This window comes from Apibacter sp. B3706 (genome assembly GCF_011082725.1).
Classification (GTDB): domain Bacteria; phylum Bacteroidota; class Bacteroidia; order Flavobacteriales; family Weeksellaceae; genus Apibacter.
The window spans coordinates 2,273,121-2,297,680 of sequence record NZ_CP049715.1 but is presented as its reverse complement, the minus strand read 5'-3'; the positions used below and the strand labels follow the sequence as shown (position 1 = coordinate 2,297,680).

Sequence of the window (24,560 nt, the reverse complement as noted above, 5' to 3'; positions counted from 1 at the left end):
TCTGTTTTGCTTTTCTTTCAAATCTATATTAGAGAGAAATTTACCCACATTTTCTCCAACGGTTGCATAGGGCATAAGCCCGAAATCTTGTTCCAAATATTTAAATTCAGGTTCTCCGGGAACTAAATTTCCTTTAAATCCTGCTAATTTTTTCCTCTATAAATAACTTCTCCACTCTCCCATTCCAACAAACCATAAACTAACTTTAAAATGGTACTTTTACCGCTTCCACTTTCTCCTACAAGTGCCAGCATATTTCCTTGCTTTAAAGAGAAAGAAAGAGATTCAATTATTTTTTTATCTTTAGTGTATGAAAAACATAGATTCTTAACTTCTAACATATAGATTTATTTGTAAAATTCTCTGATTATGATTCAATGCTACAAATGATACTGGATTAAGCATAATTTCACAAATTTAAACTATTAATGCTAAAAACATCTTTTAAACTTTTATTTATTTTACTATAAATTTAATGCGGTTTTAACTGTTCTTGGACAAAATTTTGAATTAATTTTTATAATTAGTGTCAAATATTGTTTTCAAATCATAAATTATTCAAATGATAATCCGACCTTTTTTAAAAGAATTACTTAGTATACTTAAAAAATTGCAATTTTGCAGAAAAATCCTTCCATCAGTAATGATTGTATGTATAGCTGAAAAACCAAGCGTCGCTAAAGATATTGCTCAATTGTAGGGGCAAAAGAGAGAAAAGACGGATTTTACCAGGGAAACGGTTATCAAGTTACCTGGACTTTTGGTCATTTGTGTACGTTAAAAGAGCCTCATGATTATAACCCGAACTGGAAGTATTGGTATTTGGAAGACCTTCCTATCATACCGTCTAATTTTGGGATTAAGCTTATTTCCAACAAAGGGTGGAAAAACAATTCAAAGTAATAGAAAGCCTGGTTGCTGAATGTGAAGAGGTAATCAATTGCGGGGATGCCGGACAGGAAGGTGAATTGATCCAACGGTGGGTATTGCTTAAAGCAAAATGTAAAGTTCCCGTAAAACGATTATGGATATCATCTCTGACAGAACAGTCTATAAAAGAGGGATTTGAAAACCTTAAGGATTCTTCCCAATATGAAAATTTATATGCTGCCGGAAGTGCCCGCGCAATCGGTGATTGGCTTTTGGGAATAAATGCTACCCGACTTTTTACTAAAAAATTTGCCATAAATAAAACCTTATTATCAATCGGTAGAGTTCAAACGCCAACGTTGGCAATGATTGTTCAACGGCAAAAAGAAATTGATTCTTTGTTGTTGAGGAATACTGGGAATTAAAAACCATATATAAGAATGTGGAATTCATTGCTGATATCGACCGATTGAAAAGCGAAGACCGAGCTAAAAAAGGATTAGAATATTTACAGAAATATCCTTTTGAAATAGTTTCTTTCGAGAAGAAAGAGGGAAAAGAAAAGAATCCTCGTTTATTTGATTTGACTTCTCTACAAGTAAAGGCAAATAAAAAGTACGGTTATTCTGCTGATAATACTTTAAAATACATTCAAAGCCTCTATGAAAAGAAATTCGTTACCTATCCTCGGGTTGATACCACTTATCTTTCGGAAGACTTATATCCTAAGATCCACGGAATTCTTTCCGGCATGAAATATTATGAAAATCTTATTGCTCCTCTTTTAGAAAATCCGATACCAAAATCGAAAGCTGTTTTCGATGACACTAAAGTTACGGATCATCATGCTATTATACCTACCGATATTTTACCCGAAGGTATCTCGACTGATGAAAAAAAGATTTATGATCTTGTTGCCCGAAGATTTATTGCTGTATTTTATCCTGAATGTAAAATTTCCAATACTTTGGTAACTTCAAAAGTTGGTGAAGTACCTTTTAAAGCAAGCGGTAAACAAATTTTGGAACCGGGATGGAGAATCATCTATGAAAAAGATAAAAAAAAATGAAAAAAGAGGAAAATTTAATTCCGGTTTTTGAAGTTGGAGAAAGCGGTCCTCACGATCCATTCATTCATCAAGGAAAAACTACACCTCCTAAATATTTCACCGAGGCTACTTTATTAAGAAGTATGGAAACCGCCGGTAAACAAGTAGATGATGAAGAGATGAGGGAAGTAATGAAAGATAATGGTATTGGACGTCCTTCTACTCGAGCAAATATTATTGAAACTTTACTACACAGAAAGTATATCGAGAAAAAAAAAAAAATTTATGCCACCTCAACGGGAATGGATCTGATCGACACGTACAAAGCGAAATTTTTAAAAGCGTGGAGCTTACAGGTCTCTGGGAAAAAAAAACTCAGACTCATTGAAAAAGGGGAATATTCTTCCGATCTTTTTAAAAAGGAACTTATCGAAATGTAACCGACCTGACCCAAGAAGTTAAAAACTGTCAATACAGACGAATATCCATACAAGAGAAAAAAAATACTGAAATAAACGAAAAATCTAAAAAGCAAACCACACCCCTACGACCTGTAGAAGATTTATTTTGTCCAAAATGTAAAAACTCATAAATTGATCAAAGGAAAATCTGCTTACGGCTGTTCCGATTTTAAAAATTGCAGTTTTACTATACCTTTTGAAATATTCGGGCAAAAAATTAACTTTAAACAAATATCCGATCTATAGGTAAAGGTAAGACAACAAAAATAAAAGGATTTACAGTTCCCGAATCTCAGGAGAAAAGGGACGGTATTTTATTATTTGATGAAAATTTCGGAATAGTATTTGAAACCTAACCCAATCAGCATATATTATGTTAATTTGAAATTTAATTTATTTTTGCAATTATAATTAAAATTATTATTTATGAGTTTAATAAAAGAATTTAAAGAATTTGCCCTAAGGGGAAATGTGGTTGACATGGCTGTCGGTGTAATTATCGGGGGCGCATTTAACCAGATTATCACGTCTTTAGTTGAAGATATTATCACCCCTCTTGTTCTCACTCCTGCATTAAAGATGGCTGATTTGACCGATTTGGCTAAATTAACCATTCCGGGAACAGCTATTAAATATGGTAACTTTTTATCCACTTGTCTATCATTTTTAATTATTGCTTTTTGTTTATTTATGATGATAAAAGTGATCAATAGACTTAATAAGAAAGACGAAGAGAAAAAAGAACAAGATAACACGCCTAAACCACCTTCTCAAGAAGAATTATTAACTGAAATCAGAGATTTACTCAAAATAAATAAAAAAAAATCCTAACAAAAGTTAGGATTTTTTATTGTGAATATATTTTTAAAACCTCATACCCAAAGTTAATACAAAATTATTTTGGATATTATTAACTTTTCCTAAATACGGTTTATCTAAACTTATTGCAAGATTGGATCCACTTACCGTATAAAAGTCACCGGAAAGGGTCGTGCGATAATCTGTTTTAATATACTGATATCCTAGGTCCACAAAAATTGACCATATCATATCCGGCTCCAAAAGACAATTTATTTTTTCACCTGCTAAGTAATTTTTCACAAATACAGGATCACTGTTTGTATCCCATATTCCTGATATAGAATTACTTTTTACAGGAGAAGATGCATAAGCGTAACCGGCGCGTAATTTAAGTTCTCTAAACCTGTACTCAATACCTGCGCGGTATTCTTGTGAATTTCTTACGTAGTCATTAACAAAATTATTATTTAACCTATAGTCAACATCTCCTTTAAATTCCATGTCTTTATTAAAGTAATTAATAAAATCAAAATTAAAGGCCAAGGAATTATCATCATCGACGATATTGGAAGCAAAAGCGCCACTTAATACCAATTTTCCGGGAGATACATTTTTATAATGATCATAATAAACATAATCTTCTACGAATTGTCCTTTATCATCGTATCCATATATCCATCGGTAATCATCCATATCAGACCACCAAATAGGAGAATGATAGGCAGCCCCTAAACGAATCTCAGGTGTAATTTTACCGATTACCCCCACATTTAATCCGAAACCGTTGGCTTCTTGACTATAAGGCGTTAATTGCTCATTGAATTTCATATATTCCCCATCTACTGTGTTTCTATGACCATATTCAGAATTGCGATCAATATTTAAATAATGCCAATCTAATCCAATACCGAAATATAATCTATCCATGTAATTGGTTGCCAAACTGAATTTCATTTTTGATTTATATCCATTGGTATACTGATCATAATTGACCATTTCATAAAGTTGATCTACATTATCTTTATTAGGATATAAATAATTTAATTTGGTATTTCTGGAAAAGTTTACGTCGTTATCTACTCTTTGATAAGAAAAGTTTACTCCAACGTTTACTTTAAATAAGTCTGCTTCATCACCTAAAGCCAATGCAACTCCGGCACCGGGAACATTAAAATTGGTATCGGTATTGGAATTTACTCCGTTGCCCATAGTAGCTTTATTTTTATTAGATAAGATACTCATTGAAATATTCGCTACAGAATTTCTAAAAATACCTAGACCGGCAGGGTTTGTTTCTACGGCACTAAGATCACCTCCTAAAGCCCCCATAGATCCCCCCATACCTATATATCTAGCAGTACCTGTTGTATTATTGGAATTATCACCAAAAATACTAAAAGCATCAGATACATCATTGGGATAAAATCTATTGGTTTGTGATTTACCTATCAAAACCATGGATGAAAGGATAAAACCGTATAATAATTTCTTGTTCATAATTTGAGTTATATTATTATATTATCTTCTACCACCTATAACGCCTCCGCGACCACCTCCCAGGGAGCCTCCTCCAAAGCCGCCACGGCTGCCACTACTTATGGAACCTCCTCCAAAGCCTCGATTACCTCCTCCAATTATAGATCCGCGAGAACTTTCACGACTGCTTGAACTTGGTGTTTGATAGTTTGGTGAAGATATTCTAGAAGAACCTGATTCGTAATTTCTGGATCCACCTATAATTCCCGTACTGTTTCTAGACCCTCTTATAGTTCCTGAATTGGATGATTCTCTTCCGTTTCCGGAATTTCCAATCCCCACTTGATTTCTTGATCCTTCCAATGTACCTATACTATTTCGGGAACCTCTAATTACTCCGGTGGATCTAGAGCCTTCTGAATTAGTTATCGTATTATTTCTTGAGCCTCCAATTACAGCTCCGGAATTATTTCTTGAATTTTCGGGAGTAACAACTGCTGCATTAGCTCTTGAGCCGCCTATAATTGAACCGTTTCTTCCACTTTCATTGTTTCTTGAAATAGTAGATGTAGAACCTCTATTGATTCTTGAATTACTTATCCCATTACTTCGGCTTCCCGAAATGATGGTATTTCTACTATTTTGTCTTTGAATGTCTTGTATTTGTCTTGAACGAGACGTTCCGTAAGATCTTGAAATATATGAGTTTCCTCTTGAACTATTCAAATAAGAAGATCTTGATCCGTAATTAGCATAATATCTTGAACAACACCAACCATTATCCCAATAATGGTGATGAGGCCTCCAATAACCCGGATAATTCCAACCCCAAGATGGACCCCAATATGAAGGATAATCCCATCCCCAACCGGACCATCCCCAGCCCCAGCCTACTGAAACGCCCCAATTCCATCCATAATAGGGACTCCAATAACTTCTCCATCCCCAATAGGGTGCGCCCCAATAATAGGAATAATAAGGACTGTAACCTCCGTAATAATAATTATTAACTACAGTTCCGCCATCATCTCCCCAACCGTCTCTGCTATTATTATTGGAATAAGATTGATTGATTTCATCACTGTAGCGATAAACAGTATTGGAAGAAGCATCACTTTTGTTATAATCATCATCGTATAATAAATCACTGGCATTAGAATTTGGATCAATATATTTTTTACCTATTCTTACTTGACTGTCTGAATATGAATTGGATGAGCTTGTACCCTCATCATATACGTAATCATAAGACTTTTGTTTATTATTTTTTCGAGTCTTATTTGAATAATATACACTATCCTCACCGGCATATGAAGATTGGCCGACATAACATGATGTTAAAAAAACCGACACCCATAAGAGAGTACCAACTTTCATGAAAACTCGTCCTAAATTACAACTGATATTCTTCATGATATTTTTTAGTAGTTTATATATTTATTATAATTTTGTTCTTGAATCATTTTAAATTCGCAAAAGTCGTACCAATTAAGAAATACCTATTTTGCTGCAATAGTAATGTGACAAAGTATCTTAAGAATTATGACAGTTATAATTACAGAAAGTTTAAAAACAGTAGAAAAGCATTATGGCAACACTTACATCAAGAGAAGAAGATTACAGTAAATGGTATAACGAACTGGTAATAAAAGCCGATATGGCTGAAAATTCCGGGGTTAGAGGATGTATGGTTATAAAACCTTATGGATATGCTATTTGGGAAAAAATGCAACGACAATTGGATCAGATGTTTAAAGATACCGGACATGAAAATGCCTATTTTCCTTTGTTTATTCCCAAATCTTATCTGTCTAAAGAATCGGATCATGTGGAAGGTTTTGCCAAAGAATGTGCTGTAGTTACTCATTATCGATTAAAAAATTCTCCTGACGGAAAGGGAGTGATTGTTGACCCGGATGCCAAATTGGAGGAAGAATTGATTGTTCGGCCAACTTCTGAAACCATAATTTGGAATACTTATAAAAACTGGATTAAATCTCATAGGGATTTACCTATTTTAATTAATCAATGGGCTAATGTAGTTCGTTGGGAAATGAGAACCCGATTGTTTTTAAGAACTGCTGAATTTTTATGGCAAGAAGGACACACTGCCCATGTATCCAAAGAAGAGGCTATTGAAGAAGCTGAAAGAATGTTAAATGTTTATACCGATTTTGTTGAAAACTTTATGGGTATTCCTGTAATTCAAGGGGTAAAATCTCCTGCGGAAAGATTTGCAGGTGCTGAAGAAACTTATTGTATTGAAGCTATGATGCAAGACGGTAAAGCGTTACAAGCCGGAACTTCTCATTTTTTAGGTCAGAATTTTGCCAAAGCATTTGATGTGAAATATCAATCAAAAGAGGGTAAACAAGAATATGTTTGGGCTACCTCTTGGGGAGTATCTACCCGTCTTATCGGAGCTTTAATCATGTCTCATTCCGATGACCATGGATTAGTACTTCCTCCCAATATAGCTCCAATCCAAGTAGTTATTGTACCTATTCATAGAAATGACGAACAATTAAATGCAATTTCTGAATTAGCAGATACACTTATCTCTCAACTTAAAAAGTTGGGAATTAGTGTTAAATTTGATGATAGAACTGAATATAAACCGGGTTGGAAATTTAATGAATATGAGTTAAAAGGCATACCGGTTCGGGTTACCATTGGCCCTAAGGATCTTGAAAATAAACAAGTTGAAATAGCTCGAAGAGATACTTTAGAAAAGCATCAACATTCTGTAGATGGTTTAGCTGAACACATTCAAGATTTATTGAAAGAAATTCAACAAAATATTTTCAATAAAGCGAAATCACACAGAGATTCTTTAATTACCGAAGTAAATTCTTACGAGGAATTTAAAAAAGTATTGGACGAAAAAGGCGGATTTATTTCTGCTCATTGGGATGGTTCGTTAGAAGTAGAAGAAAAAATAAAAGCTGAAACGAAAGCAACCATTCGTTGCATCCCTTTAGATGCTAAAGAGGAAGAGGGAATATGTATATATTCAGGGAATCCTTCCAAAAGAAGAGTCTTATTTGCGAGAGCTTACTAATCAATAGTACTTTTTATCGAAAAGATATTTGTACTATTTCCAAATATTAATTTATTTTTCAACTCAAATATGAATAAAAATTGCCTTAATTGAATTAAGGCAATTCTTTTTAAACTAGAGTCTTGAAAAAAGTTAAATTTTAAATAACAGTAACAGATAAATTTTGAATTCATTTTTATATTCTTTCGGCATTAAACTTATGGGAGCAGGAATGAAGATTGCTTCTTTATTTCATCCTAAAGCAAGACTTTGGGTACAAGGAAGGACTCATGTCTTCTCGGAAATACAAAATAAAATTTCACCAACGGATCAAGTGATTTGGATGCATGCATCATCTCTTGGTGAATATGAACAAGGACTTCCTGTGTTAACTGCTTTAAAGAAAAAATTTCCAAAACATAAATTTGCTCTTAGTTTTTTTTCTCCTTCCGGATATGAAGTGGTTAAAAATAATTGTATAGCAGATCTTATATTTTACATTCCCTTAGATACTCCATCAAATGCCCATCAGTTAATTGAACTCTTACATCCAAGCTATGCTATTTTTGTAAAATATGATTTTTGGTATCATATATTGCAAGCACTTGCGGCAAAAAAAATACCTACTTTATTTATCTCAAGTATTTTTCGTCAAGACCAGATATATTTTAAGCCTAACGGAAAATGGTTTGTATCGATTTTAAAGAAAGTAACTCATTTTTTTGTACAGGATGAAAATTCAAAAAAATTATTGAATTCCATCGGCATTCAACAAGTAACGGTTTCAGGGGATACACGTTTTGACAGAGTTAAAATGTTAAGTAAACAGAATAACCACTTAAGCTGGTTGTCTTTGTTTAAAGGAACCAATACCTTAATTGTTGCAGGAAGTACGTGGAAAGAAGATGATACGCTGTTAAAAAACTTTATTAATTCTTCTTTCTTTATGAATTGTAAGATACTTATAGCTCCACATAATATGAATCATGAATATTTTCAGAAATTAAAAGCGGAGTTATTACCTAAAACGGTATTATTTTCAGAATTAAGTCACACCCATCCTGCAGACTATCAAGTATTAATTTTAGATACGGTTGGTATATTGACGAAAGTTTATTCCTATGCCGATATTTCTTATGTGGGAGGTGCATTTGGTAAAGAAGGGGTACACAACGTATTGGAGCCGGCCGTTTTTGCTTCTCCAGTTTTATTCGGACCCATTTATGATAAATTTATCGAGGCCGTAGAATTAATCCAGTATGGAGGAGCAAAAGTAATTCACAATCAAAATGAATTTAATGAAGTACTCGTTGAATTACTTACAGATACAAATAAAAGATATAGAATGGGTGAAAGAGCTCGCGAATATGTCTTTAGTAAACCTGATTCGGTTCAAATTATTGTTGATTATTTGGTTCACTTACAATAATTGACTTAAAACTTAATTTTATAGGTCATAACATTTTATTTAAAATTATAGTCAATAAAAAATTGATCATATAAATTTTAATGATTCTGTTTATGGTTGGTTGTGAAAAAAATAATAACTGGAAGCAATGAAAATTCCGGCAGTTTCTGTCCTCAAACGATTCTCTCCTAAACTAACCCCTATAGAGCCTAAAGAATAAAGCTCTTCTACTTCTTTTTTAGAAAAATCTCCTTCCGGTCCAACCATTAAGGTTATTTCTTTTTCTCTGTTTAACGTTTCGTTTAAAGTGATCTTCTCATATTCTTTATAACAATGGGTAAGGTATAATTTTGTTTTCGAAGATTGTATAAAATCCTTCAAAGGAGTTAATGGATAGAGTTCAGGAAAATTTATTCTCAAAGATTGTTTACAGGCGGTTTCAATTTGTTTCTTGATTTTTTCCGTATTTAAAACCTTTCTCTCTGAATTAGTACATAAAAGTGGAGTAATTTTAGATACTCCTAATTCAACTGCTTTTTCTACAAAAAACTCAAATCTGTCTATATTTTTAGTTGGAGCAATAGCAATATGTAATCCATTTTGCCCACTATTTGAATGGGGAAAAGTTTCAATTATTTGAACCTTAACTTTCTTTCCTGTTATTTGTAATTGTCCTTTTATTAATGCTCCTTTTCCATTGGTCACATAGACCATATCTCCTTCTTTCAATCGCAACACTCTTACTATATGGTGTTCTTCTTCTTCCCTTAGTTGCACTTCATTCGGATATATCTCTCCTATAAATAATCTCATGAGATCAATCTTATATTTAACAAATGTAATTATTTACCGGTGAATTGAGATGATAGTATTTATTGAGTTAAAGTTGTATAAATTTTTTAACCATTTGCTTCAATTTCAACATAATCTCAAATTTCACTTTTCTATTATCACTTAAATTTATTCAATTCCACTACTTTTTAAATTTAGGAAAAAAGGACAGATTAATATAATTTGATCTGTCCTTTACTATCATTTACTTACTAGAGTTTAGTTACTTAGCTTTTGTCTTATGATGCTATAAAAGTCCTAAATTAAATTTAGCTTCTTCGCTCATCATATCTTTATCCCAAGTTGGTTCGAAAGTAATTTTTACATTTACTTCTTTTACTTCATCTATAGCACTGATTTTTTCTTCTACTTCCATGGGTAATGTTTCTGCCACGGGACAATTAGGGGTTGTCAAGGTCATCAATATTTCCACGTCTCCTTCTGTACTAATCTGAATATCATAAATCAATCCTAGTTCATAAACATCCACGGGAATTTCAGGATCGTAAACCGTTTTTAATTTTTCAACGATTTTTTCTGACAGAGATTGTATTTGTTCTTCGTTTAAAGACATGTTAGCAAAATTCAGCGTATGCTTGTTTTAAATTTTCAGCAATTATTTCAGGAGAATGACCTTCAATATGATGTCTTTCTAGAAAATGAACCAATTCTCCATCTTTAAAAAGTGCTATGGACGGAGATGAAGGTGGAAAAGGGGCAAGATGTTCTCTAGCGGTTTTAACTGCATCCACATCAAATCCTGCAAATGAAGTAGTTAAATGATCCGGTTTTTTTCCTTCGCCTTCTACAGATAATATTACTCCGGGACGAGCTCCTCCGGCAGCACATCCACAAACGGAATTAATTATTAATAAGGTTGTACCGGGTCTTTTTAATGCTTCTTCTACTTTTTCTGATGTGTTTAAATCTTCAAAACCTTTATTTGTTAATTGCGCTTTCATTGGCGCAACCATTTCTTCTGGATACATATTTTATATTAGTTTTTATTGTTATACAAAATTAATTAATGTTTATGATTATTACAAATGCCCTATCTTTGACAAAACATTTCTTGAAATTTTATGTAATCAAAAGTCTCAATAATATCATCTTTGGGAATGGTATTGTGATGAAATGCATATTATATGAACCAAAAGTATACGAAAGAAGAACATTTAAAAGGATATAAGCTTATTAAATATTTGTTTGAAAAAGGGACGTGGAATAAAAAATATCCTTTAGCTATGGTTTATTGTCCTTCTCCTGAATTTTTGGAAACCCATAAGGTTGGAGTGTCCGTTTCTAAAAAAATTTTTAAACATGCAGTGGATAGAAATCGGGTAAAAAGACTTTTGCGTGAATGTTTCCGCTTGCATAAAAATGAGCTAAACAACACTTTTACAACATCTCATTTACTAATGATTGTCTATAATGGTAAAGACAAAAAAATACCTGCCTATAAAGAATTGGAGAGCTGTTATTTGAAATTGCTTGAAAAAATTAAATTTTCAGATTAATTTATTTGGTTTGGGATAATTTTTTTAGTCCTTTTATTATGAATACTATTAAAATGCCTACAATAGCAAATAAAATTGAATAAAAATATTTATCGTTTGGATCGGTAGTTATCCCGTAACTATAATTAATTCGCGTTGCATTAAAAATTATTAAGAGGACAAAAGCTAAAAGAGTAAGATTTAAAAAATATTTCATCTTTATATTTTTACAAATATACAAAATGAGATCTTATTTTTTAAGGAGATACTTTTTCTAACAAAGAGGTTATGTTTGCAGTAAATAACTTAATGGAAATAGCTAATAAGATAATACCGAAAACTTTTTTCATAATTGAAATTACTCCTTGTCCTAAAATTTGTTCTAATTTACCCGAATATCTTAATACTAAATATACGACTACCATATTAAGGAGTATGGCTATGATTATATTTTCCGTATGATATTCTGCTTTTAAAGCCAATACGGCGGTTAAAGCTCCTGCTCCTGCTATTAATGGAAATGCTAAAGGAATTATGGAAGCAGAATGCGGCTCATCGATTTTATTAATTTCAATGCCCAAAATCATTTCCAGTGCAATAACAAATAAAACTAAAGCACCTGCTACAGCAAATGAATATACATCAATTCCTATAAGTTTTAGTAATTTATCACCAACGAACAAAAAGGATATCATGATTGCACAAGCTACCAATGTTGTTTTTTTAGCCTGAAGATAACCGACTTTACTTTTTATGCTTACTATTACGGGAACACTGCCAAAAATATCTATAATGGCAAATAAAACCATAAAACAACTTGCTATTTCCTGGATAGAAAAATGTAAAGGCATAGTAAAATTATATTTTTAAAGAATTTTGTTAATTAAATTTCCTAAAAAGTTTTTAGGCGCTCTATTTTTTTATATTTAATTTCTTAATTAAGTCTTTAGCTTTTGTATACACAGATTCTAGGGATTCTTGTTCTGTTACGCTTGAATATCGTTCAATTTGAGATTGAATAACCATATTCTTCCATTCTTCTGAAATTTCATCTCCTAATCTCTGAGCTAATTCATCTTCTAAGTCTGAAGTAGAAACAAAACTATCTTTTTCTAAATTTAAATATTGTTTTGCTGCTTCTATCAAAGTCTTTTCCAAAAGAATGTAAAATTCTTTTTTATCTGTTCCTTCTTGTGCTAAATGATTTAATTGTGATAATTCATTTTTAAAATCATTAGTAATGTTAGAGCTTGTATAAGGTAAATTACGTGATGTAAATTTTTTTTCTTTATTTAATGAATCAAACGATTGTTCTTCTTCTTGTTTTTTTAGCTTATTTTTTTTATTTCTTTTTATTATTAATATACAAATTACCAGAATAACTATAATTGATATAACTCCTGTAAATAATATAATTATCAATATTTTTCCTAAGCTGTTATGGTCTCTTTTCAATACTTCGGTGACCTTATTTTTAATAGCAGATTTGGGATCATATTGGTTGACATCACTTGTGTCCTTTTTGATGACTGTACCGGTTTTTTCATCATTTTTTGCTAAAGTATTTCCTGATACTTTAATGGGAATTGGTTGTACAATTAAACTTTTATATTTCTCATCTATGGGATCAAAATAGCTAATTGATTCTACATTTATATTGTAAGTACCTTCTTTTTGAGGAACTAATATGGTAGATGTATTTAATTTTCCTTTTATCCCTTGTACGGTTGCCTCTGAATCAAATTTACTTTTAGGGGTATATTGTTCTATATCATCAGACATTAGAAGTCCGGGGGATTTAAGAAGCGTAAGATTTCCCTTACCATTTATTTCTACATTTACAGTTACTGCTTCTTCTGCTTGTAAATCTTTTTTGTTTGCTGAAGCTCTCATAGTAAATTGACCTACCAGCCCATGAAAATCTTTTGGAGCATTATCAGGAAGTCTCTTAACTTGTAATGTAACCGGTGCAGATTTTATATTTAAATCGTGTTCATCAAAAAATCCATCCGGAATTGTTAATGTTAAGGTAAACGGATTTATGACAAGGGTTCCCGATTGAGTTGGAAACATAACATAAGTCCCTATAACTCTTGAAAAATAGGATTCTCCATTAATTATTTCCTGTTCGTAGGTATGGCTTCTTTCTTTTACCGGCTGTACAAATACCCCCTGCCAATCCGGAGAAACCAGATTGGTCATACTATTGAGTAATTCAATCCTTCGAGTATAAAATTTTAAATTAGCAACTACCCCTTCATTTTGATACGGATTCTTTTCTGATACTTTAAATTTAAGAAATACTTCACCCAATTTTGAATTAAAAGCTGTGTCATCTTCACTTCCACTAGAATTTCCTGACACAGTTATTACGGTGGGCTTGGTCTCATATTTCCTATTATTAACAGTTATTTGTGCGGCATCTATACGGATATTCACTTTTTTAACAGCTCTTAATATAATTTCAATTCCATATTCGAAAACACTGTTCCCTTCATCATCAAAGCCTTGGTTCTGAATTACCTGCCTGCCAATTACCTGCGTATTAGAAAAAGAAGGTAATTTTAAACGCCCCATATTTTTAATTTCTTCATTTTTAATGGAAAGTAAAAATTGTAGGCGTACAGGCTCATTGACTCCTACCTCATTTTTTTGGGGTATGAGTTGAAAAGAAACCTGAGCTTTTGCCCAAATTCCGCTTAAAAAGATAAGTAAAAAGAGTATTACATATTTCTTCATCACCAATCTTTGCTACTTTGTCCTTGATTTGAATTAGCTCTTTTATTAATAATCTTTTGATGCGCTCTTTTTTCTTGTTCTTCCATTGCTCCTAAAATATTTTCATAATGTTGATTAGAGGCATCTGACAGATTAGCATTATTTGTATCAGCTTGTGATTTCTGATTGTTTATTGAATTTTTTTCATTTTTATTGGGCTGTGTTTCTTTATTATTTAAAGAATTATCTTTATCTTTTTTATCGGTTGAATTATCAGTTTTATCTTCTTTAGCATTGGATGAATTCAGTAGATCATTTCCATTTTGCTGAGAATTATCCTTTTTATCTTCTTTATCTCCTTGGTTCTTATCTTGATCTTTGGAATTTTGCTCCTCATGTTTTTGTTGAGCTTCTTTTACTTTTTGTTTTGACATCGTATAATTATACCTCGCCTTATCATCTTTCGGATTTAATTTCAAAGTATTTTTAAACGCTTCGGCTGCTCTTTCATATTCTCCTTTTTGAAAATAGCTGTTTCCCATATTGAATAAAGCATTGGCTTTTTCCGACTGATTTGCTGCCAATTGGAGTGATTTTTCATATTGAATCAATGCGTCATCATATTTTTTTAGTTTATACATGGCATTTCCTAAATTGTAATTAGATCTATATGAATCTTCTCCGTCTTGTATCGAATATAAATAATTAGCTGCTGCATCTTTATAAGATTCAGCCAAATATTTATTATTACCCTCTAATAAATGCTTTCTTGATGCTTTCGTCTGAGCTTGAAAAATATTTATTAGTGAAATAAAAATTATAACTAAATATTTATTTTTTAAATACATTTTAACAAAGATACTAAGATTAAATCATAAAATCTCTCCTATAATTTGTTAAAGAAACAATAAAAATAACTAAAAATGCGGCTCCTATAAAATAATGAAAATACTGTTTTGTGTCGTAATTAATACTTACGGATTGGTTAGTTTTGTCTAAGGTGGACATGGATTTAAATAGCTTATTAACAACATCTTTTGTATTATGACCGCCATAGAAATATTTACCTCCGGTTCCTGCTGCCAATTGTTTTAATGTACTTTCTTGCAATTTCGTTAATACAATATCCCCATTATCATCTTTTTTGTATTCTGAATATTTACCTTCATAAAATAAAGGAATGGGGGCTCCTTGAGTTGTACCTACCCCTACGGAAAATATGGAAATTTTATTTTTCTTTGCCGTATTTATTGCCCGTTTAACGTCTCCTTCGTGGGCTTCTCCATCAGATATTATAAAAATTACTTTGGATGTATTGGAGGTTTGAGATAAAAGAGTGGAAGCTTTTAAAACGGCATCTGCTATATTTGTTCCCTGGGTTGTAATAAGATTAGTATCAATACCATTTAAGTAGAGCTGAGCAACGCTATAATCACTGGATAAAGGCATAATGGGATAGGAATTTCCTGCAAATGCTACTATTCCTACTCGATCCCCCCCTAGTTTAGATAAAAAATCACAAACAATTTTTTTGGCTTTTTCCAATCTTGAAGGAGCTATATCTTCTGCATTCATGGATTTGGAGACATCTATTACAAAAACCAAATCAATTCCTTCACTCTTTACTTCTTTTTTCTCTGTTCCTCCTAAAAAGTTAGCTAATCCTAAAATCATCAGGATATAGGCTATAATTATTCCTATATTACTTAAAATAAATTTTGAATAATTTACCTTTCCAAAAATCATTTTTTGAAAACTTGGTTCAGCAAATTGATTTATTTTGGACTTTTTCCATTTTATGAGATATAGTAATCTCCATAATAGAAAGGGTATGAATAACAATAAATAAAAATATGATATTTTCTCAAACTGCCAATTCATAATATCTTTTTAATTTATACTTCTAACTACAAAGCCTCTTAAGAATAATTCTAGTAACAAAAGTATTAATGCAGGAAATAGAAATATTCTATATTTCTCTTTATAATTATAATATTTTAAATCATTTATATCTGATTTTTCTAATTTATTTATTCTATTGTAAATATTTTGAAGACTTTCCACATCAGTAGCTCTAAAATAGGCTCCGCCTGTTTTTTGGGCTATTTTCTTTAATAAATCTTCATCAATTTCCACTTTTTGTTTTTCAAAATAAATTTTTCCGGTTAAGCGGTCTATTTGAGTAGGAAATAATGCGTAGCCATTAGTACCGATACCTATGGTATAGACTTTAATCCCTTCAGCAGCTGCAATATCTGCTGCAACAATTGGCTCTACATATCCGTCATTATTTACTCCGTCTGTCATTAAAATAACTACTTTACTTTTTGCCTTACTTTTTTTAAGATGATTGACAGCTGTAGCTAAGCCCACCCCTATAGCCGTTCCTCCTTCAAGTGTCTGCGTTCTTAGATTTTCAATTTGTTGAATAAGAATTTTTCTGTCTACCGTAAGAGGAACCATAGTAAGTGCTTCTCCGGAATAAGCAATTAACCCGATTCGGTCAACATATCTTTCTAATGCAAATTTCTGCGCTACTTTTTTAAGTGCTGATAATCTATCCGGATTCAAATCCTTTGCTAACATACTTAAAGAAACATCAACAGTCAGCATGATATCTATCCCCTTATCGCTCTGGTAAACTTGCGAGGTGCCTATAACTTTAGGTCTTGCCATGGCAAATATTAATAATGCTAGGATAAGCAAACGTATCCAAAATAATAAAGGCCTTAAATATGTTTTATAATTTTTTTCCGATTTAAAAGCAGAGACATTCGGTATCAATACCGCCTTTGTCTTAACTTTCGTTCTAAATTTTAAATATATAAAAATGGGTATTACCAGTAAAAGAAGCAACATCCAAGGATAACCAAACAGTATATTATGATTCATCTTGCAGCTTTATTTTAGGTGAATCTGTTTTAGTAAGATTTATGAAATTAATTGCCTTTTCCATATGTAATTTCGTTTCTTCCGGAGTTGGTTTATATTTCGCAAACTTTGCCAAGTCTGAAGTTTTGAAAATACCGCTCAGATTTTCAATTTCATTTTCATCTATCCATTTTTCTTTTTTTAAATACTCCAACAAATCATCAGATAAAAGTTTGGTTGCCGGAAAATTCCAACGAGCTTCCATATATTCTTTTATTATGGACGTTAATTCTGAATAATATTTTTTATATAAATCTTTAGCTATGTAATTAGACTTCTTGAGCTTTTTCAATCTTTTAATGGCTAATACATCCGGTTCGCTTTTATGGGTTTCCGATTTTTTATTCTTTCTTCTTATCAAATAGATGATTACACATACTAGGATTACAAGTAATATTAGTACATACCCTAGGTAAGGCTGTATATAATCCCATACATTTTTAGGAATCTGTACAATACTTTTAATATCGAATAAAGGAGTTTTTACGCTATCCGTAACAACAGGAGCTACCGTGACTTTATAGGAAGGAGTAAAATATTCTTTTGAATTGACTAAAATTCTTTGAGGCGGAACCGAAAAAGTTCCTTCTTCATAAGCTGAAAAAATTATACTGTCACTTATAAAAATAGAATTGTTTTTTCTTAGCGTATCTTTTTTTTGTCTTAAAACTTCAAATTTTTCACTGAGTGTATCTGTAATCGTTGGAAAAATTATGGTATCCTTTTGACCGGTTTTAACTGTTATTTTTAAAACAATAGGTTCTCCAAATTTTATATTATCTGTTGAAATTTTGGAAACAGGGATTTGTGCACGAATAAGTATTACTGCTATAAAAAAATATACTATGAAAATTTTAAACTTCACAATTAATGATGTCCTCTAAAATAATTAAACAATATTTTTATATAATCACCTTCGGAAGGAATATTTACAAAACCGGCACCATTTTTAATAAATGCATTTTCTGTTGTAGTAGTTAATCGCTGATAATATGCTGAATATTTATCTCGAACAGTTTTTGAAGAAGTATCTACCCATTGCAATTTTCCTGTCTCTAAATCTTCAAGATAAATTAAGCCCATATCGGGAAATATTTTCTCCCAACGATCGTAAACTCGAATCCCTGTAATATCATGCTTTTTAGTCAATATCCGTAAATTTCTTTCAAAATAGGTGACATCAAAATCAGATATAAGAAAAATGGTAGATTTTCTTTTTATAGTTTTTATAATAAAATCAAAAACTACCGATAAATCTGTTTTAGTATGTTTAGGCTCTGCTTCTAAAATCGTTTTTATGATTCTTACAATGTGAGCATTTCCTTTTTTGGGAGCAATAAAACAATCAATTTTATCCGAAAATAAAACCAACCCTACCTTATCATTATTTTTAATGGCAGAAAGAGCAAGAGTTGCTCCTATTTCAGCAACCAATTCTTTTTTTAATTGTTTTTTGGTTCCAAAATTCATCGAGGCGCTAATATCTATTAAAATCATAGATACCATTTCTCTTTCCTCTTCAAATATTTTTACAAAAGGTTCATTAAAACGGGCTGTTTTATTCCAATCAATTTTTCTGACATCGTCTCCAAATTGGTATTGACGAACTTCTGAAAATGTCATTCCTATGCCCTTAAAAGAACTGTGATATTCCCCTAAGAATATTGAATTAATTCTTCTTTTAGACTTTAGCTCAATAAGCCTTACCTTTTTTAGAAGTTCTTCTGTCGTCAATTTTTTTATTTTTTATAATACTACGGAGCTTTTACTGAACTGAGAATTTGATCAATAATATCCTCGGAAGTTATATTTTCTGCTTCTGCCTCATAGGTTATTCCGACGCGATGACGAAGGACATCTTTGGCAACGGATTTAACATCTTCCGGTACTACAAATCCTCTTTGGTTTAGAAAAGCATTTGCTTTTGCCGCCAATGCCATACTTATGCTACCTCTAGGTGAAGAGCCGAAAAGTATGTAAGGTTTAAGATTTGGCATATTATATTTTTCAGGATAACGGGTAGCAAATATCACATTTAGGATATAACTTTCAATCTTTTCATCCATGTAAATTTCTTTCACCAACTCCCTCGCCTCAAATATCTTTTCTAAAGTGATAATTTTCTTAACCTCATGTTTTTCTCCTGAAATATTTTGTCTAAGGATTGTTCTTTCTTGTTCAAAATCAGGATAAGAAACAACGCATTTTAACATAAATCTATCGACTTGAGCTTCAGGGAGTGGATAAGTTCCTTCTTGATCTATAGGGTTTTGTGTTGCCAAAACCAAGAAAGGTTCTTTCAATTTAAATGTTTCATCTCCAATGGTTACCTGTTTTTCCTGCATGGCTTCCAACAGAGCTGATTGAACCTTAGCCGGAGAACGATTAATTTCATCTGCCAAAATAAAGTTAGCAAAGATAGGCCCCTTTTTAATAGAAAAATCGTTTTCTTTCATATTATATATTAAGGTTCCTAAAACATCCGCAGGTAATAAATCAGGCGTAAATTGAATTCGAGAAAACTCTCCATCAAGAGCCTCTGCAAGTGTTTTTATTGCCAAAGTCTTTGCTAATCCGGGAACACCTTCCAATAAAACATGACCGTTACTTAATAAACCAATTAACAGGCGGTTAATCATGTATTTTTGACCAACGATCACCTGATTTATTTCTTTACTTAGTAAACTAAAATCTTTGCTTTTTTCCCGTACTTTTTCAATAATAATTTTTATATCTTCGGAAGTCGATGTATACTCCATGCTTTCTAAAAATTAGCTAGCTGCAAAGTTCACTATTTTATTCTAATTGTGCTGCTAATAAATCGTTAAAATTTATATTAAAACTCCTAATTTTATATATTTATAGCAGTATAATTATATAATTATATTTTTTTTATATTTATAGCTTAAATAATTATCCGTAATAAAGTTACTAACTTTGTACGATATAAATTTGTTTTATGGACTCGTCAACAATAACAAAACCTAAATGGATTCGGGTTAAGCTGCCTTCCGGTAAGAATTATAAAGAACTTAGGGGAATTGTAGATAAATATAAGCTTAATACGATTTGCCAAAGTGGAAGCTGTCCAAATATGGGAGAATGTTGGGGTGAAGGCACTGCGACATTTATGATTTTGGGTAATATCTGTACCAGAAGTTGTGGGTTTTGTGGTGTTAAAACAGGGCGCCCCTCTGAAATTGATTGGGAGGAACCCGAAAAAGTTGCGCGTTCTATTAAATTAATGAAAATTAAACATGCGGTATTAACTTCCGTTGACCGTGATGATCTTAAAGATATGGGATCTATTATTTGGGCAGAAACCATAAAAGCGGTACGCAGAATTAGTCCCAACACAACCATGGAAACCTTAATACCTGATTTCCAAGGAATTCACAGGCATATAAATAGAATTCTGGAAGCTGCTCCTGATGTCATATCCCATAATATGGAAACGGTTAGACGATTAACCCGTGAAGTACGTATACAGGCAAAATATGATCGAAGTTTGGAAGTTCTCCGATATATGAAAGAACAAGGGCAACGAAGAACGAAAACAGGAATTATGCTAGGTCTTGGAGAAAAACCTTCTGAAGTTTATGAATCTATTAGAGAAATACATGACGCCCAAGTTGATGTAATCACGATCGGTCAATATTTACAACCTAGTAAAAAGCATCTTCCTGTAAAGGAATTTATTTCGTTGGAACAGTTTAAAGATTATGAAGATTACGCTAAAAGTTTAGGAAATTTCAGACATATTGAAAGCAGCCCGCTAGTTCGCTCATCTTATCATGCTGAAAAACATGTAAATTAAACGATCCCTTAAGTTAATGTATATAGAGAATGGAAATGGTGTTTTTTTTCTAAAATTATATTTTAGCTATAATCACGATTCACTAGAAAAATCATTTTACTTACTTCGTAAATTCAACTTTATAAATTTTAGACCATAGTTTTCCAGTAATTAAGAAAGTATCTCCATCAACATAGGCAATCCCATTCAAAACAGCCTCCTCATTGGTTTGGTTCATTTTAACTAAATCCGAAAAATCTGCTTTAGCAACCACAATTCCTGTACTAGGATCAATTTTTAAAATGATTGGTTCATCGAAAACATTGGCATAAATATATCCGTTAGCGTACTCCAATTCATTAATCCTAGAATAAATATTTTCATAACCAATCACTGAAATACTCTTTTTTAAATTAAAATCTTTATCATAAAACTTTAATTCAGAAGACCCGTCAGAAACAACCATTTCATCTCCTATGGTTGTTGCTCCCCAACCTTCATATAAAGTACCCGGATAGTTGAATTCTTTTAAAAGTTTAAAATCTGATGCATTGTAAATGAATCCTTTTTTTTCTCTCCAAGTAAGTAAATATAATTTCTCATTTAGCAAGGCAAACCCTTCTGCGAAAAATTTAGGGTCTATTTTAACGCTTTGAGAGTAAGAAGTTGAACCTAATTTATATTTAACTAATAATGATTTCCCATAAAGTCCTGAACTTTCCGTAATCCATCCGTCTTTATAGGTAAATCCTTGTGTAAATAATTCAGGATTGTGCGGAAATTCTTGAATCAATTTATAATGTAGATCCTTTTCTTTTTCGTTTGGAAACACGGTAAAAGTTGCATCAATTTCTTTTTTATATTTTCCATTATAATTGATTGTGAGTACTATATAATTTGTTCCCAACTTAGCATTGGATTCATTTAAAGTAATATTTTTTTTATCGTATGTTTGATCATTCAATTTAATACTATACGAATCAATAATTCCATCTTGTGTATTAAATTCTAAAGGTAATTTATCTCCTATGTGTAAGGGTTTATCATCTAATTTATCGAAATTGGTACTAATACTTATATTCTTAGGATCTTTACAACCCACTATACTTATAACAATCAGCAAACATAGTATTAGTTTTGTTATTAGATTTTTCATTTTATATTGCTTTTGATGTATAAATCCTATTTTTTGCGGTAACTAGTATGCAAATTCCTGCGATAATAAAGGGTACACTTAACCATTGTCCGGTATTTAATCCCAGCCAATTAATATATTCTTCTCCCTGTGGTTCCTTAAAAAATTCTACGATAAACCTGATACCGAAAAGTACAATTAAAAAATATCCAAATATCCAACCCGAATATTTCTTTTTATCGGTTTTTAAATAGATAAACATAAGGGATATAAACAAAAGTAAATAGCCAAAGGCTTCATATAATTGAGAGGGATGGCGTGGAACAATACTTCCGTATTCATCGGTATCCTGTTGAATAAAAAGTACAGCCCATGGAAGTGAAGAAGGCTTTCCAATAATTTCCGAATTAAAAAAATTTCCAAAACGTATAAACATTCCTCCTATGGAAACCGGAATAACTATTCTGTCTAATATCCAATAAAAAGTTCGTTTTAAATATTTTCTTGTAAATAGATATAAAGAAATTAGAATTCCTATAGCAGCTCCATGACTGGCTAATCCTGAATAGCCTGTAAATTCAAAATGAGGTTTAGTTCGTATGGGTAAGAAAACTGCTAATGGATCTTGTATAAATAATTGTTTTTGATAAAAAAGCACATGCCCCAATCTAGCTCCAATTATTACGGCCAAAAACATATAGATGAACAAGGGATCTAATAATTTTTTATCTTCCTTATCTTTTTTAAAAATAAATTCCATGAGATAAAAACCTAAGCCAAAAGCAATAACATACATCAAGCTGTAGTATCTTAAGGTAAAGCTGCCTATATGTATACCTAAACTCGGATCCCAAGTAATATATAAAAGTTGATTCATCTAGTTTTAATTATGTTTTTTATGTGGCACCGGATCGTACCCCTCTCCTCCCCAAGGATGACAACGAAAAATACGTTTACTTCCCAACCAAAATCCATAGAACAGTCCATGAATTTTTAATGCTTCCAACATATATGCGGAACAGGTGGGAGTAAACCTGCAATTATTTCCCATCCAAGGAGATATAGCGATCTGATAAAAGCGTATTAATACAACTAGTGGGAATATTGCTATTTTCCTTATCATTATATCAATTTCTTTACAAAGATACGGTTTTCTCTAAGATGATATTATGCGTTAATAAATATTTAACAGGCTAAAATTAACTGGGAAATATTGAAAGGTTTTAATCATGGTTTACCAACCTAAATAAAGGCTTCTTTTTATATAGGTTATATTTATTATTTTTGCGTAAAATTTTAATTCAGTAATGACAGAAAGTGGAAAGATAGAATTGATGTGTCCGGCAGGTAATTTTGAATCATTGCAAGCAGCTTTGGATAATGGTGCAGATTCAATTTATTTTGGAGTCGAGCAATTAAATATGCGTGCGCGTTCATCTGTTAATTTTACTTTAGACGATTTGGAAGAAATTTCCAAAAGATGTTCTCAAAAAGGGGTACGAACCTACTTGACCTTGAACACAATTATTTATGATCACGATTTATCCATAATAAAAACTGTCTTGGATCGAGCAAAATCTGCTTCCATAACAGCAGTTATTGCCATGGATCAAGCGGTTATTGCTTATGCGAGACAAATTGGAATGGAAGTTCATATTTCAACCCAAATAAATATTACCAACATTGAAACGGTAAAATTTTATTCTTTATTTGCCGATACTATGGTTTTAAGCAGAGAATTGAGCTTAAGTCAAGTTAAAAAGATCACTTCTCAAATTAATAAAGAACAAATTAAAGGCCCGGGTGGAAAATTAGTTGAAATTGAAATTTTTGGACATGGCGCTTTGTGCATGGCTGTATCGGGGAAATGTTATTTGAGTCTACATTCTCATAATTCTTCTGCTAATCGAGGAGCTTGTAAGCAAAATTGCAGAAAAAAATACACCGTTATCGATCAAGAATCCGGTTTTGAGATTGAAATCGATAATGAATATATGATGTCCCCTAAAGATTTATGTACAATTGATTTTCTTGATCAAGTTATTGATTCCGGGGTAAAAGTATTGAAAATAGAAGGTAGAGGAAGGGCGCCGGAATACGTAGCTACTGTAACTAAATGCTATCGTGAAGCCATTGATGCCATTGCTTCCGGATCTTTTACTAAAGAAGCAGTAGCCGAATGGATGAAAAAGTTAGAAACTGTTTATAACCGAGGATTTTGGAGCGGTTATTATCTTGGGCAAAAATTAGGGGAATGGTCTGATAATCCGGGATCTAATGCTACACAAAAAAAGGTTTATATTGGAAAAGGTCGACATTTTTACCCGAAAACTAAAATTGGTGAATTTGAGATTGAGGCTTATAGTTTAAATGTTGGTGATAAAATATTAATTCAGGGACCTACTACCGGTTCACAAGAAGCTGAAGTTTCTTCGATGATGGTCGATGATATACCCGCTCAGGAAGCTAAAAAGGGAGATATACTTACTTTACCTATTGGTTTTAAAATACGTCCGTCCGATAAATTATATAAAGTTGTTAAAGCGTAG

25 protein-coding genes and 1 pseudogene are annotated in these 24,560 nt (G+C 31.9%); 9 read left to right on the top strand and 17 right to left on the bottom strand.

The features are described 5' to 3' along the window. Positions 1–143: 143 nt before the first annotated feature. Positions 144–341, bottom strand: coding sequence for an ATP-binding cassette domain-containing protein (locus G8C41_RS10070; protein WP_166007624.1), 198 nt, complete (start codon positions 339–341; stop codon positions 144–146). A 221-nt stretch (positions 342–562) separates the two neighbouring features. On the opposite strand from G8C41_RS10070, the gene G8C41_RS10245 reads away from it, so the two are divergent. The 4 genes and pseudogenes from G8C41_RS10245 (at position 563) to mscL (ending at position 3,210) form a co-directional block, all read left to right on the top strand. Beyond that, positions 563–700 carry a hypothetical protein gene (locus tag G8C41_RS10245; RefSeq protein ID WP_410488973.1) on the top strand — a complete coding sequence of 46 codons (138 nt, stop codon included), beginning with the start codon at positions 563–565 and terminating at the stop codon, positions 698–700. 181 nt (positions 701–881) lie between these two features. Then, positions 882–1,939: pseudogene (locus G8C41_RS10240) on the top strand (DNA topoisomerase). Beyond that, positions 1,936–2,358, top strand: a complete 423-nt coding sequence (locus G8C41_RS10235; protein WP_410488972.1) for a DNA topoisomerase — start codon at positions 1,936–1,938, stop codon at positions 2,356–2,358. Before G8C41_RS10240 ends, G8C41_RS10235 begins: the two are co-directional and overlap by 4 nt. 447 nt (positions 2,359–2,805) lie before the next feature. Then, on the top strand, positions 2,806–3,210 hold the full coding sequence (gene mscL / locus G8C41_RS10060; RefSeq protein WP_166007622.1) for a large-conductance mechanosensitive channel protein MscL: 405 nt from the start codon (positions 2,806–2,808) through the stop codon (positions 3,208–3,210). A gap of 33 nt (positions 3,211–3,243) precedes the next feature. Here mscL and G8C41_RS10055 read toward each other — a convergent pair whose 3' ends face one another. Together G8C41_RS10055 and G8C41_RS10050 are read right to left on the bottom strand one after the other, a co-directional pair. Beyond that, positions 3,244–4,677, bottom strand: coding sequence for an OmpP1/FadL family transporter (locus tag G8C41_RS10055; RefSeq protein WP_166007620.1), 1,434 nt, complete (start codon positions 4,675–4,677; stop codon positions 3,244–3,246). Between the two features lie 21 nt (positions 4,678–4,698). Continuing rightward, entirely contained in the window at positions 4,699–6,069 is a 1,371-nt protein-coding gene (locus tag G8C41_RS10050; protein ID WP_166005738.1) for a hypothetical protein, read from the bottom strand. A 175-nt stretch (positions 6,070–6,244) separates the two neighbouring features. Here G8C41_RS10050 and proS point away from each other — a divergent pair, with 175 nt between their 5' ends. Continuing rightward, positions 6,245–7,717, top strand: coding sequence for a proline--tRNA ligase (gene proS / locus G8C41_RS10045; protein WP_410488971.1), 1,473 nt, complete (start codon positions 6,245–6,247; stop codon positions 7,715–7,717). Positions 7,718–7,880: 163 nt separating this feature from the next. Continuing rightward, positions 7,881–9,125, top strand: a complete 1,245-nt coding sequence (locus G8C41_RS10040; protein ID WP_255466941.1) for a 3-deoxy-D-manno-octulosonic acid transferase — start codon at positions 7,881–7,883, stop codon at positions 9,123–9,125. A 90-nt stretch (positions 9,126–9,215) separates the two neighbouring features. Here G8C41_RS10040 and G8C41_RS10035 read toward each other — a convergent pair whose 3' ends face one another. The 3 genes from G8C41_RS10035 to G8C41_RS10025 form a co-directional block, all read right to left on the bottom strand. Beyond that, on the bottom strand, positions 9,216–9,917 hold the full coding sequence (locus G8C41_RS10035) for an RsmE family RNA methyltransferase (RefSeq protein WP_166005737.1): 702 nt from the start codon (positions 9,915–9,917) through the stop codon (positions 9,216–9,218). 265 nt (positions 9,918–10,182) lie between these two features. Then, positions 10,183–10,509 carry an SUF system Fe-S cluster assembly protein gene (locus tag G8C41_RS10030; protein WP_160568858.1) on the bottom strand — a complete coding sequence of 109 codons (327 nt, stop codon included), beginning with the start codon at positions 10,507–10,509 and terminating at the stop codon, positions 10,183–10,185. Between the two features lies 1 nt (position 10,510). Further along, positions 10,511–10,924, bottom strand: coding sequence for a BrxA/BrxB family bacilliredoxin (locus tag G8C41_RS10025; RefSeq protein ID WP_160541676.1), 414 nt, complete (start codon positions 10,922–10,924; stop codon positions 10,511–10,513). A 156-nt stretch (positions 10,925–11,080) separates the two neighbouring features. Here G8C41_RS10025 and rnpA point away from each other — a divergent pair, with 156 nt between their 5' ends. Continuing rightward, a complete protein-coding gene (gene rnpA / locus G8C41_RS10020; RefSeq protein WP_166005736.1) occupies positions 11,081–11,452 on the top strand; it encodes a ribonuclease P protein component in 372 nt (123 codons plus the stop codon). Positions 11,453–11,688: 236 nt separating this feature from the next. Here the strand turns inward: rnpA and G8C41_RS10015 are convergent, their stop codons facing one another. The 8 genes from G8C41_RS10015 to G8C41_RS09980 all read right to left on the bottom strand — a co-directional run bounded on the left by G8C41_RS10015 (position 11,689) and on the right by G8C41_RS09980 (position 19,839). Then, the gene (locus G8C41_RS10015) at positions 11,689–12,282 is read right to left on the bottom strand and encodes a MarC family protein (protein WP_105296814.1); all 594 of its coding nucleotides are present in this window, start codon (positions 12,280–12,282) and stop codon (positions 11,689–11,691) included. 61 nt (positions 12,283–12,343) lie between these two features. Continuing rightward, positions 12,344–14,170 carry a BatD family protein gene (locus G8C41_RS10010; RefSeq protein ID WP_166005735.1) on the bottom strand — a complete coding sequence of 609 codons (1,827 nt, stop codon included), beginning with the start codon at positions 14,168–14,170 and terminating at the stop codon, positions 12,344–12,346. Beyond that, the gene (locus tag G8C41_RS10005; protein WP_166007618.1) at positions 14,170–14,997 is read right to left on the bottom strand and encodes a tetratricopeptide repeat protein; all 828 of its coding nucleotides are present in this window, start codon (positions 14,995–14,997) and stop codon (positions 14,170–14,172) included. Before G8C41_RS10005 ends, G8C41_RS10010 begins: the two co-directional genes overlap by 1 nt. Positions 14,998–15,016: 19 nt before the next feature. Next, positions 15,017–16,030, bottom strand: a complete 1,014-nt coding sequence (locus G8C41_RS10000) for a VWA domain-containing protein (RefSeq protein ID WP_166007616.1) — start codon at positions 16,028–16,030, stop codon at positions 15,017–15,019. Between the two features lie 9 nt (positions 16,031–16,039). Next, positions 16,040–17,041, bottom strand: a complete 1,002-nt coding sequence (locus G8C41_RS09995; RefSeq protein ID WP_166007614.1) for a vWA domain-containing protein — start codon at positions 17,039–17,041, stop codon at positions 16,040–16,042. Next, positions 17,031–17,945 (bottom strand): BatD family protein, encoded by a 915-nt coding sequence (locus G8C41_RS09990; RefSeq protein WP_166007613.1) that lies wholly within the window; start codon positions 17,943–17,945, stop codon positions 17,031–17,033. The genes G8C41_RS09995 and G8C41_RS09990 overlap by 11 nt, the downstream gene beginning before the upstream one ends. A gap of 2 nt (positions 17,946–17,947) precedes the next feature. Beyond that, positions 17,948–18,814: a DUF58 domain-containing protein gene (locus tag G8C41_RS09985; protein ID WP_166007611.1), complete on the bottom strand. Its 867-nt coding sequence runs from the start codon at positions 18,812–18,814 to the stop codon at positions 17,948–17,950. Positions 18,815–18,834: 20 nt separating this feature from the next. Beyond that, on the bottom strand, positions 18,835–19,839 hold the full coding sequence (locus G8C41_RS09980; protein ID WP_166004733.1) for an AAA family ATPase: 1,005 nt from the start codon (positions 19,837–19,839) through the stop codon (positions 18,835–18,837). A gap of 200 nt (positions 19,840–20,039) precedes the next feature. On the opposite strand from G8C41_RS09980, the gene lipA reads away from it, so the two are divergent. After that, entirely contained in the window at positions 20,040–20,897 is an 858-nt protein-coding gene (gene lipA, locus G8C41_RS09975; RefSeq protein ID WP_166007609.1) for a lipoyl synthase, read from the top strand. A gap of 100 nt (positions 20,898–20,997) precedes the next feature. On the opposite strand, the gene G8C41_RS09970 is transcribed toward lipA, so the two are convergent. Genes G8C41_RS09970 through yidD form a run of 3 tightly spaced genes read right to left on the bottom strand, consistent with a single transcriptional unit; the run spans position 20,998 to position 23,134 of the window. Next, complete coding sequence (locus G8C41_RS09970; protein ID WP_166007607.1) at positions 20,998–22,032, bottom strand: glutaminyl-peptide cyclotransferase; 1,035 nt, start codon at positions 22,030–22,032, stop codon at positions 20,998–21,000. Between the two features lies 1 nt (position 22,033). Further along, positions 22,034–22,888: a prolipoprotein diacylglyceryl transferase gene (gene lgt / locus G8C41_RS09965; protein WP_160556900.1), complete on the bottom strand. Its 855-nt coding sequence runs from the start codon at positions 22,886–22,888 to the stop codon at positions 22,034–22,036. A 6-nt stretch (positions 22,889–22,894) separates the two neighbouring features. Further along, on the bottom strand, positions 22,895–23,134 hold the full coding sequence (yidD, locus tag G8C41_RS09960; RefSeq protein WP_160541664.1) for a membrane protein insertion efficiency factor YidD: 240 nt from the start codon (positions 23,132–23,134) through the stop codon (positions 22,895–22,897). A 184-nt stretch (positions 23,135–23,318) separates the two neighbouring features. Here yidD and G8C41_RS09955 point away from each other — a divergent pair, with 184 nt between their 5' ends. After that, the gene (locus G8C41_RS09955; RefSeq protein ID WP_105296826.1) at positions 23,319–24,560 is read left to right on the top strand and encodes a U32 family peptidase; all 1,242 of its coding nucleotides are present in this window, start codon (positions 23,319–23,321) and stop codon (positions 24,558–24,560) included.

Bases quoted from the DNA above. Each gene is read 5' to 3' on its own strand.
- G8C41_RS10070 (WP_166007624.1), bottom strand. From the start codon at position 341: ATGTTAGAAGTTAAGAATCTATGTTTTTCATACACTAAAGATAAAAAA.
- G8C41_RS10245 (WP_410488973.1), top strand. From the start codon at position 563: ATGATAATCCGACCTTTTTTAAAAGAATTACTTAGTATACTTAAAAAA.
- G8C41_RS10235 (WP_410488972.1), top strand. From the start codon at position 1,936: ATGAAAAAAGAGGAAAATTTAATTCCGGTTTTTGAAGTTGGAGAAAGC.
- mscL (WP_166007622.1), top strand. From the start codon at position 2,806: ATGAGTTTAATAAAAGAATTTAAAGAATTTGCCCTAAGGGGAAATGTG.
- G8C41_RS10055 (WP_166007620.1), bottom strand. From the start codon at position 4,677: ATGAACAAGAAATTATTATACGGTTTTATCCTTTCATCCATGGTTTTG.
- G8C41_RS10050 (WP_166005738.1), bottom strand. From the start codon at position 6,069: ATGAAGAATATCAGTTGTAATTTAGGACGAGTTTTCATGAAAGTTGGT.
- proS (WP_410488971.1), top strand. From the start codon at position 6,245: ATGGCAACACTTACATCAAGAGAAGAAGATTACAGTAAATGGTATAAC.
- G8C41_RS10035 (WP_166005737.1), bottom strand. From the start codon at position 9,917: ATGAGATTATTTATAGGAGAGATATATCCGAATGAAGTGCAACTAAGG.
- G8C41_RS10030 (WP_160568858.1), bottom strand. From the start codon at position 10,509: ATGTCTTTAAACGAAGAACAAATACAATCTCTGTCAGAAAAAATCGTT.
- G8C41_RS10025 (WP_160541676.1), bottom strand. From the start codon at position 10,924: ATGTATCCAGAAGAAATGGTTGCGCCAATGAAAGCGCAATTAACAAAT.
- rnpA (WP_166005736.1), top strand. From the start codon at position 11,081: ATGAACCAAAAGTATACGAAAGAAGAACATTTAAAAGGATATAAGCTT.
- G8C41_RS10015 (WP_105296814.1), bottom strand. From the start codon at position 12,282: ATGCCTTTACATTTTTCTATCCAGGAAATAGCAAGTTGTTTTATGGTT.
- G8C41_RS10010 (WP_166005735.1), bottom strand. From the start codon at position 14,170: ATGAAGAAATATGTAATACTCTTTTTACTTATCTTTTTAAGCGGAATT.
- G8C41_RS10005 (WP_166007618.1), bottom strand. From the start codon at position 14,997: ATGTATTTAAAAAATAAATATTTAGTTATAATTTTTATTTCACTAATA.
- G8C41_RS10000 (WP_166007616.1), bottom strand. From the start codon at position 16,030: ATGAATTGGCAGTTTGAGAAAATATCATATTTTTATTTATTGTTATTC.
- G8C41_RS09995 (WP_166007614.1), bottom strand. From the start codon at position 17,041: ATGAATCATAATATACTGTTTGGTTATCCTTGGATGTTGCTTCTTTTA.
- G8C41_RS09980 (WP_166004733.1), bottom strand. From the start codon at position 19,839: ATGGAGTATACATCGACTTCCGAAGATATAAAAATTATTATTGAAAAA.
- lipA (WP_166007609.1), top strand. From the start codon at position 20,040: ATGGACTCGTCAACAATAACAAAACCTAAATGGATTCGGGTTAAGCTG.
- G8C41_RS09970 (WP_166007607.1), bottom strand. From the start codon at position 22,032: ATGAAAAATCTAATAACAAAACTAATACTATGTTTGCTGATTGTTATA.
- lgt (WP_160556900.1), bottom strand. From the start codon at position 22,888: ATGAATCAACTTTTATATATTACTTGGGATCCGAGTTTAGGTATACAT.
- yidD (WP_160541664.1), bottom strand. From the start codon at position 23,134: ATGATAAGGAAAATAGCAATATTCCCACTAGTTGTATTAATACGCTTT.
- G8C41_RS09955 (WP_105296826.1), top strand. From the start codon at position 23,319: ATGACAGAAAGTGGAAAGATAGAATTGATGTGTCCGGCAGGTAATTTT.